Origin of the sequence: Microcystis sp. M31BS1, assembly GCF_020245285.1 — a bacterium.
Classification (GTDB): domain Bacteria; phylum Cyanobacteriota; class Cyanobacteriia; order Cyanobacteriales; family Microcystaceae; genus Microcystis; species Microcystis panniformis.
In genome coordinates this window covers 1-7,795 of sequence record NZ_JADBVE010000275.1, presented here as the reverse complement: position 1 = coordinate 7,795, position 7,795 = coordinate 1, and the positions used below count along the sequence as shown (strand labels likewise).

The following is a 7,795-nucleotide window of genomic DNA, read 5'->3' as shown; positions in this document are numbered from 1 at the left end:
TGGTAATGACGTAGGAATGACAAACCCCGTGTAGTTGAGGAGCGGAATGACGAGAAATTGTCACGTTCCGTTTTGTAGAGCAGTAGGAGAGGCGACTCTCTTACTGACTTTAATCATTCTCAAAAAGGGACTAAGTACGGTGGGACACACCGAAACTAATACGCTTGGGGAGAGATTCCCTCTGGTTTGGCTGGATACGTCCTGCCAGATTAAGGAAACTCTATGAACCAAGAATCCTTCGCATGAGCGCGATGGGAGTGTCAACGGACAGAGTTGGTTATGTTTTTGTGGAGATTAATGCTGAGATTTCTGAGGGTAAGGTGTTAGGTTTTTTGGAGAAAATCAATAAAACTAAGTTAAGTTTTTTGACATTGCTTTCTCTGGATGATTTGCCAGCATATCTGGAGAAAATCAGTCCTCCACAATTAAGGTCTCAAATTTAATTAGGGCTGAGTTCGATTGTCAAAGTTTTGAAGTAATCAAATCAAGGAGAAAATTCATCATGAATCGTCAAAATGCAATGATCATCGTATCTAAAATGGTTGTCGTAACTGCTACGATATCTCTAGGTTTCATAACTTTAGAAAGTCAGGTTGCCAATGCGGTTCCTATTATCTTGGGACCGACTCCCTACTTAAGCTTTAATGATAGCCCCTTTAAGAGTGTAAATTTTAACTATTTCTATCTTGAAAACTTTGAAGATGGTCTTCTAAATACTCCGGGTGTAACAGCCTCTAGTGCCAGTGGATTACCCGTTTTAATTGGTAATCCTGATTTTATGGAAGATTTGATGGAACCACGGGTGACGATCGTTTCTTCGGAGTTATAAATCCAGAAGGAATTTCAAAGATATCCATTTATTTCCCAAACTTTAATAAGTGTAGGTATCAGTATAGATCATTTGCAGTATGGATCTATCGCTTCTCAGCCTCCAAAGAGTGTTCCTGAGGCTTCTAATGTCTTTGGTCTAGGATTACTCGGACTAGGTTTAGCCGCAATAAAAGTAAAAGGTATCCTATCAAAAAAAGCAAAATCACCCACAGATAACCCCCAAGAACCAGACAACTAACTGGGATTAATTGCAGTAGGATAAACTAATTTATCCTACTGCATAATCGGTCAATTGACGAAGTATAGGAGGATGAAAGCCAATGACAATATCTTTTTTAGGAACACCTAGTTTAACTAAATCTTCAGCAATATCTTGTTCTGTCATATTCCATTGAATCCAAATTTTATCAGACTTGAGGTCAATATGAATAAGACAATAATGTACATACTTTTCGCCTTCCCACCCAAAAGTAACGACCTGATAATGTTCTTTTTGTTCATCAAAAATAGCTTGAATCTCTAAATCATTACCAGTGGGTTTATATTGAGTATATTCTGAGAGAATATTTTTGACTAATTGACGATATTTTGCTAATTTATCCATCTTAAAATTACCTCCTGACTTGGCGAAAAAATAATTAATTTTAAATGGTTTTCTCTCATCATCAATTGGGTAAAATCTAAAGAGAAAAAAGTGTCGTAAGTAAAACTAGGAATAGCTAAAAACAAGACTCTATCTGGATCTTTTCTCTTTAAAACCGCCCGATAATTAATAAATTGTCCTAGAGCAGTATGAAATTCTGAGATCGCTGAAGACCCCTCTAAAAAACTTTTAATTTCTACGGCAATCTTTTGATGATCTTTAGTCGCAGCAATCAGCTTTTCTGCGCCTAAATCAACAGCCATATTCACCCCTCCAAAACTTATCGTATAAGGGTCATGAGTAATTAACCAATTATCTTTGATCAAAGCATTTTTGGCTGCTTGATAAACTAAATCTTTAGCCAATTTTACCTTTCTCCTGATTTGATAGGTTATCTTTCCCTGTTTTGAGGTGCGGCTTGAGCAATAAGGACAACTAATTTTCTCTGAACTATAGTACTGAGTAGCATCTAGGGCGACGAGTAAGTTGCCATCCAACGCCTCAAACCCCCTCAAATAGCCTTGGTCTTTCAGCCCTTGATCAATCCATCTGAACAGGGGAAAAAGATGCTTTGCGGCTATTCCATCGAGGATGTTCCGCGTCTGCTCTACTGTCGGGATATTGACCAAACCAAACAGACTTTGAGCATTATCTCGTCCACAATAACTATTAAGTTGACGCTGATCTTCTAGAAATGATTCATTCTGGCGAAAAAAGGCGGCGAATGCCCCTAATATTGCGTCTTTCAGACTGTAGCGGGTAGCATTGCTGGCACTTCGAGGCTCAGTTATCCCAGGGATAACTAGCTGGAAATAGCTCAGCATCCCCATAAAACCCAGTTGTTTGACTTCCATTCCCCCGAAACCCACTGTTCAAACCCTTCACTCCATTTTGAAAGGCAAGAGTAAGACTGGTTCTGTATTCTGTGCTACCGTTTGAATTGGGAATTGCTGGGTTTTGGCAGAAGATGTTGAATAAATTCTGAGATTCTGTTACCTTTGTAACAGAATCTCAGAATGAAACCTTATGGCAGGCATCAAGGCTACTTTTACGTCCACAGATTGTGCCTTTCATATTCAAGGCTACGAAAAGATTGATTTCAGTTTGCTCTATGTAAACGGTGCTTTCAAAATTGGGAATCCCGAAATTGCCGAAAGTTATGCACCATTCAGACGCTGCTTGATGGTGATTGATCAAACTGTTTACGGTTTGTATCGCCAGCAGATCGATCAGTACTTCGCTCACTATCAAATCGATTTGACTGTTTTTCAAGTCAGTATCAAAGAGCCTGAAAAGACTCTGAGAACTTTCGAGAAGATTGTCGATGCGTTTGCCGACTTTGGACTGGTGCGTAAGGAGCCTGTTTTGGTTGTGGGTGGCGGACTCACGACCGATGTTGCTGGGTTCGCTTGTTCTGCCTATCGTCGCAAAACCAACTACATTCGCGTGCCCACAAGCTTGATTGGCTTGATTGATGCTAGCGTGGCGATTAAGGTTGCTGTCAATCACGGCAAACTAAAGAATCGTCTTGGTGCGTATCATGCCTCTCAAAAGGTGATTCTTGATTTCTCATTTTTGGGAACTTTGCCGATCGATCAAATTCGCAACGGAATGGCAGAGTTAATCAAGATTGCAGTTGTGGGCAATCAAGAAATCTTTGAGCTGCTAGAAGAACATGGTGCGGCATTGCTGCACAGCCGTTTTGGCTATCTGAATGGCACCCCTGAGTTGCAAGCTGTAGGGCACCGTCTGACTTACAAGGCAATTCAAGCCATGTTAGAGCTAGAGGTGCCCAACCTGCATGAGCTAGATTTGGATCGAGTGATTGCTTACGGTCATACCTGGAGTCCGACGCTAGAATTAACGCCAGAACCCCCGATGTTGCACGGTCATAGCGTCAACATTGATATGGCATTTACGGCGACAATCGCCCAGTTGCGCGGCTATATTTCGGTTGAAGACCGCAATCGCATTTTAGGCTTAATGAGCCGATTGGGGCTGGCGATCGATAGCCCCTATCTCACCCCAGAACTCCTGTGGAAAGCGACCGAAGCAATTACGCGGACTCGCGATGGTTTGCAGCGAGCAGCGGCTCCCCGCCCGATTGGGCAATGCGTGTTTATGAACGACCTAACGCGATCTGAGTTGGACAAGGCCTTAGCGGTTCACCGAGCGATCGCTCAAAACTATCCTCGTCAGGGCAATGGTGAGGATATGTACGTGCGCCTCGAGCCAGCCTTAGAGGGAGCAGGCGTATGAGACCCGTTACGCCCGTTGGAATTATCTCAGCGAAGTTAGCAGCCTTGGTCGGTCGCGCCGAGTCGATCGATGGGCTTGATCCGGTTTTCAAAGCTGAATTGCAGCAAGTCTGTGCCCTAGCTTGCGGACTCGACCCGTATTTGGATGTTTGTACGACACCCGAATCGCCTGCCTTGGCTGCCTTGGTGCAACGGACTCAAGCGGAGGACTGGAGCAAGCGATTTACGGATGGTGAAACAGTGCGCCAGCTAGAGCAGGAAATGCTATCGGGGCATGTGGAAGGTCAAATGCTCAAATTTCTGGTGCATTTGACGCAAGCGCAACGGGTGCTAGAGATTGGCATGTTTACGGGCTATTCGGCTCTAGCGATGGCAGAGGCATTGCCCAGCGATGGACAGGTCGTGGCTTGTGAAGTTGATGCTTATGTGGCTGAATTTGCGCGGCAGTGTTTTAACGAGTCGACGGCCGGACACAAAATCGTAGTCAAGGTGGCGCCTGCTCTTGAAACCCTGAAGCAGCTTGCAGAGGCAGGAGAGGTGTTCGATCTAGTCTTTATTGATGCCGATAAAGCAGGTTACATCGACTACCTCAATCTGCTCTTGACTACCTCGCTGTTAGCTCCAAACGGGTTAATCTGTGCGGACAATACTTTGATGCAGGGGCAGCCCTATCTCTCGGAAACGCCTACGCCCAATGGCAAGGCGATCGCACAGTTCAACCAAACCCTGAGCCACGATCCACGAGTTGAGCAAGTCCTGCTACCTCTGCGAGACGGCTTGACCTTGATTCGGCGTATGTAGTCCATTAATCCGCCCACTTAAACCTATGATAAAAACCGCTCCCGTTAAGCTTCTCTCTGAGCCAGCGGTCAGTGCGGGCAGCATCGGGGTGAGATCGCGCTTAAAAACCCTTGCCACTCTTACTTTGCTGCTGCTGGCATTGCCGTTCAACGTTACCCTCGTGTCGATTGCTTTGCTGAGATCGCTAGTTCTTCGCCCGGCGCGATCTCGCGTAGCGAGCGCTTTGCGTTCAACCACGGTAAATCCGCAAACGGTTCTCATTAGCGGCGGCAAGATGACTAAAGCCTTGCAGCTTGCGCGATCATTTCACAAAGCAGGGCACCGAGTCATCCTAGTGGAGATGCACAAGTACTGGTTAACCGGACACCGCTTTTCTCGGTGCGTTGATCGGTTCTACACCATACCCAAACCGCAATCGTCCCAGTATGCTCAGGCATTACTGGAGATTGTGCAAAAAGAAAACGTTACTGTTTACGTTCCCGTTTGTAGCCCCGTTGCCAGTTATTATGATGCGCTCATTGCCGAAATGCTTGCGCCCCATTGCACCGTCATGCATGTGGATGTGGAGAGGCTCAAGCAACTGGATGATAAGTACGCCTTTGCGATCGCCGCAGGAACCCTAGGGTTAAGCGTGCCAAAATCCCATCGCATCACCCATCCTCAGCAGGTGATTGACTTTGATTTTAGTAAGGCAAAGCGTCCCTATATCCTCAAAAGCATTCCTTACGATTCAGTGCGGCGATTGGATCTGACGCAGTTGCCCCGTCCGACCGCTGAGGAAACGGCGACTTTTGTGCGATCGCTGCCCATTTCTGAAGCAAATCCCTGGATTATGCAGGAGTATATTCCAGGGCAAGAATATTGTACCCATAGTACTGTTCGTCAAGGACACGTGCAGCTTCACTGCTGCTGCAAGTCTTCAGCGTTTCAGGTCAACTACGAACACGTTGATCATTCTGAGATTGAACGGTGGATTCTCGCCTTTGTCAAGGGGCTGAACCTTACGGGACAAGTGTCTTTCGACTTCATTCAGGCAGCAGATGATGGACAGGTTTATGCGATCGAATGCAATCCGCGCACACACTCTGCCATCACGATGTTCTACAACCATCCTGATGTAGCACAGGCTTATCTAAATCTACATCCACTCCCCCAGATGGCTCAGCCACTTGCCTCTAGCCGCCCAACCTATTGGACTTATCACGAAGTTTGGAGATTGCTAACCCAGCTACTTTCTCCAAAGATGCTCAGGCAACGATTACAGATTCTCGTCAACGGCAAAGATGCCATCTTTGAGTGGGACGATCCCCTCCCTTTTTTAATGGTGCATCATTGGCAGATTCCGCTATTACTGCTGGGAAGTTTTCGGCGCGGCAGTGAATGGATTCGGATTGACTTCAACATTGGCAAGCTTGTTGAACTGGGAGGAGACTAGAGCATGGAAAAATTGCAGATTTTGCATCTAGTTGGCTCTGCTGTGAGCGATTTTTACTGTGAGTTGTCGCGACTCTATGCCCAAGATTGTCTACAAAATACGGCGAATCCAGACCTCTATGAGTTCCACATTGCCTACGTGTCGCCAGATTTGAGGTGGCGGTTTCCCAAATCTTTAGACAATGCCGAGATCGCCCAGACTCCCTCAGTTTCAGTCCCTGAAGCGGTCGCGGTTTTAATTCAACTTCAGATCGATGTGATGGTACCCCAAATGTTCTGCCTGCCCGGAATGACTCAGTACCGTGCGCTATTCGATCTGCTCAAAATTCCCTATGTGGGAAATTCGGCTGAGCTAATGGCGTTAGCCGCAGATAAGGCAAAGACGAAAGCGGTTGTCTCCGCAGCCGGGGTGACCGTGCCCGCTGGCAAGGTTCTGCATCGAGGCGATTGCTTATCTGTATCCCGTCCGTCGATTATTAAGCCGAACCATTCCGATAATTCATTGGGTTTGAGTTTAGTTACCGAGACAACCGATGGAGATGCTGCTTTAGCAACTGCCTTTGAGTATGCAGATGAAGTCTTAGTTGAGGAGTTTATCGAACTGGGTCGAGAAGTTCGCTGTGGGGTGATTGTGCAAGCGGGCGAGTTAGTTTGCTTGCCGCTAGAAGAGTACGCCGTGAATCCCGAAACTCATCCGATTCGGACTTATGCAGATAAACTCAAGCAAAATGAAGATGGTAGTTTGGATTGTGCTGCTAAGGAGAAAACCAAGGCGTGGATTGTTGATCCTAGGGATCCAGTGACTCAGCGAGTTTGGGCGCTCGCAAAACAATGTCACGTTGCTTTGGGCTGTCGGCATTACAGTTTGTTTGATTTTCGGATCGATCCACACGGACAGCCGTGGTTTTTAGAAGCAGGTTTGTATTGTTCGTTTGCTCAGAAAAGCGTCATTCCAATGATGGCTCAGGCTGCTGGAATTTCATTGACAGACCTGTTTCAAAATATGGTGCAGATGGCAGTGGCGGGAGAGGCTGCCTCTTTCGGCGATCGCCCCATGATCGCGCAGATTGACACAAAAGCCGAAACTTATTCTTAGCAGGACATTCGGGTTGCCCAAATAGCCATGAAATTTTCAAAGCATTGCCAAGCAAGCGTTTCAAACTTCTTTTAGCTGAACTTCCCCCATACGGATCTACTGGGAATTGCTGGGTTTTGGCAGGCTTTTTGGCTGTGATCGGTAAAAAGTAAACTGAAAACTCAAATCTGATCACTGATAACTGATCACTGATCACTGAATCTCCCCTCTTGCCTCTGAGAAAAAAAAATGCTATGATGAAAACAAATCGGGCTTCTACGTTGGTGACTGCCTTTCAAGTTTTTTGATCTATGCTTGATTGTGATAAGGGAGCAAATAACCAATTCGTGTGGTAGTAAACCGAGCTTGTACTCGGAAACAGAAACGCGTAATATAAGTTCCCACCTGGTTAACCCAGGTCATAAACTTAGGTAAAACGGCGTAGCGGTCTTTTCAAGTTTTTCGAGCATATATAGGTCAAATTCTGGGCATAAGCACTGTAAGCTGTACTGAATTTAAACTCCGTATTGGAAATTTTAGTACAAATGCTCAAACTGCCTCTCCCTGCTCCCCTGCAATCTTAACGAGTAATTTAGATAGTCAACAGCTTAAGTAGGGTTTGCTGAAAAAGTAAAAAACAAAAACTCTCAAAAATCAGCCCGAATTTAAGATAAGTTTTTCTGTTGAGAAATCAGCTTTTTTATCATCTTTTCTAATCAAAGAGGGATGAATAAAGCTAAATTTAGATGTATA

The 7,795-nt window shown here is 45.4% G+C and carries 7 protein-coding genes and 1 other RNA gene; 6 read left to right on the top strand and 2 right to left on the bottom strand.

The annotated features are described in order from the left end of the window. Window positions 1-502 precede the first annotated feature (502 nt). Window positions 503-829 carry a hypothetical protein gene (locus tag IM509_RS16065; RefSeq protein WP_052277608.1) on the top strand — a complete coding sequence of 109 codons (327 nt, stop codon included), beginning with the start codon at window positions 503-505 and terminating at the stop codon, window positions 827-829. Between the two features lie 270 nt (window positions 830-1,099). Here the strand turns inward: IM509_RS16065 and IM509_RS16060 are convergent, their stop codons facing one another. After that, a complete protein-coding gene (locus IM509_RS16060; RefSeq protein WP_002790072.1) occupies window positions 1,100-1,435 on the bottom strand; it encodes a XisI protein in 336 nt (111 codons plus the stop codon). Next, on the bottom strand, window positions 1,423-2,328 hold the full coding sequence (locus tag IM509_RS24160) for an element excision factor XisH family protein (RefSeq protein ID WP_334311333.1): 906 nt from the start codon (window positions 2,326-2,328) through the stop codon (window positions 1,423-1,425). The genes IM509_RS16060 and IM509_RS24160 overlap by 13 nt, the downstream gene beginning before the upstream one ends. 172 nt (window positions 2,329-2,500) lie before the next feature. On the opposite strand from IM509_RS24160, the gene IM509_RS16050 reads away from it, so the two are divergent. From IM509_RS16050 to ssrS, 5 genes are all read left to right on the top strand, one after another. Beyond that, window positions 2,501-3,733 (top strand): sedoheptulose 7-phosphate cyclase, encoded by a 1,233-nt coding sequence (locus tag IM509_RS16050; protein WP_002790069.1) that lies wholly within the window; start codon window positions 2,501-2,503, stop codon window positions 3,731-3,733. After that, on the top strand, window positions 3,730-4,533 hold the full coding sequence (locus IM509_RS16045; RefSeq protein ID WP_002794105.1) for an O-methyltransferase: 804 nt from the start codon (window positions 3,730-3,732) through the stop codon (window positions 4,531-4,533). Before IM509_RS16050 ends, IM509_RS16045 begins: the two co-directional genes overlap by 4 nt. A gap of 25 nt (window positions 4,534-4,558) precedes the next feature. Next, window positions 4,559-5,968, top strand: a complete 1,410-nt coding sequence (locus IM509_RS16040) for an ATP-grasp domain-containing protein (protein ID WP_002794104.1) — start codon at window positions 4,559-4,561, stop codon at window positions 5,966-5,968. Window positions 5,969-5,971: 3 nt separating this feature from the next. Continuing rightward, a complete protein-coding gene (locus IM509_RS16035; protein WP_185237761.1) occupies window positions 5,972-7,063 on the top strand; it encodes a D-alanine--D-alanine ligase family protein in 1,092 nt (363 codons plus the stop codon). Between the two features lie 246 nt (window positions 7,064-7,309). Beyond that, window positions 7,310-7,497: non-coding RNA, 6S RNA (gene ssrS, locus IM509_RS16030), on the top strand. Window positions 7,498-7,795 lie beyond the last annotated feature (298 nt).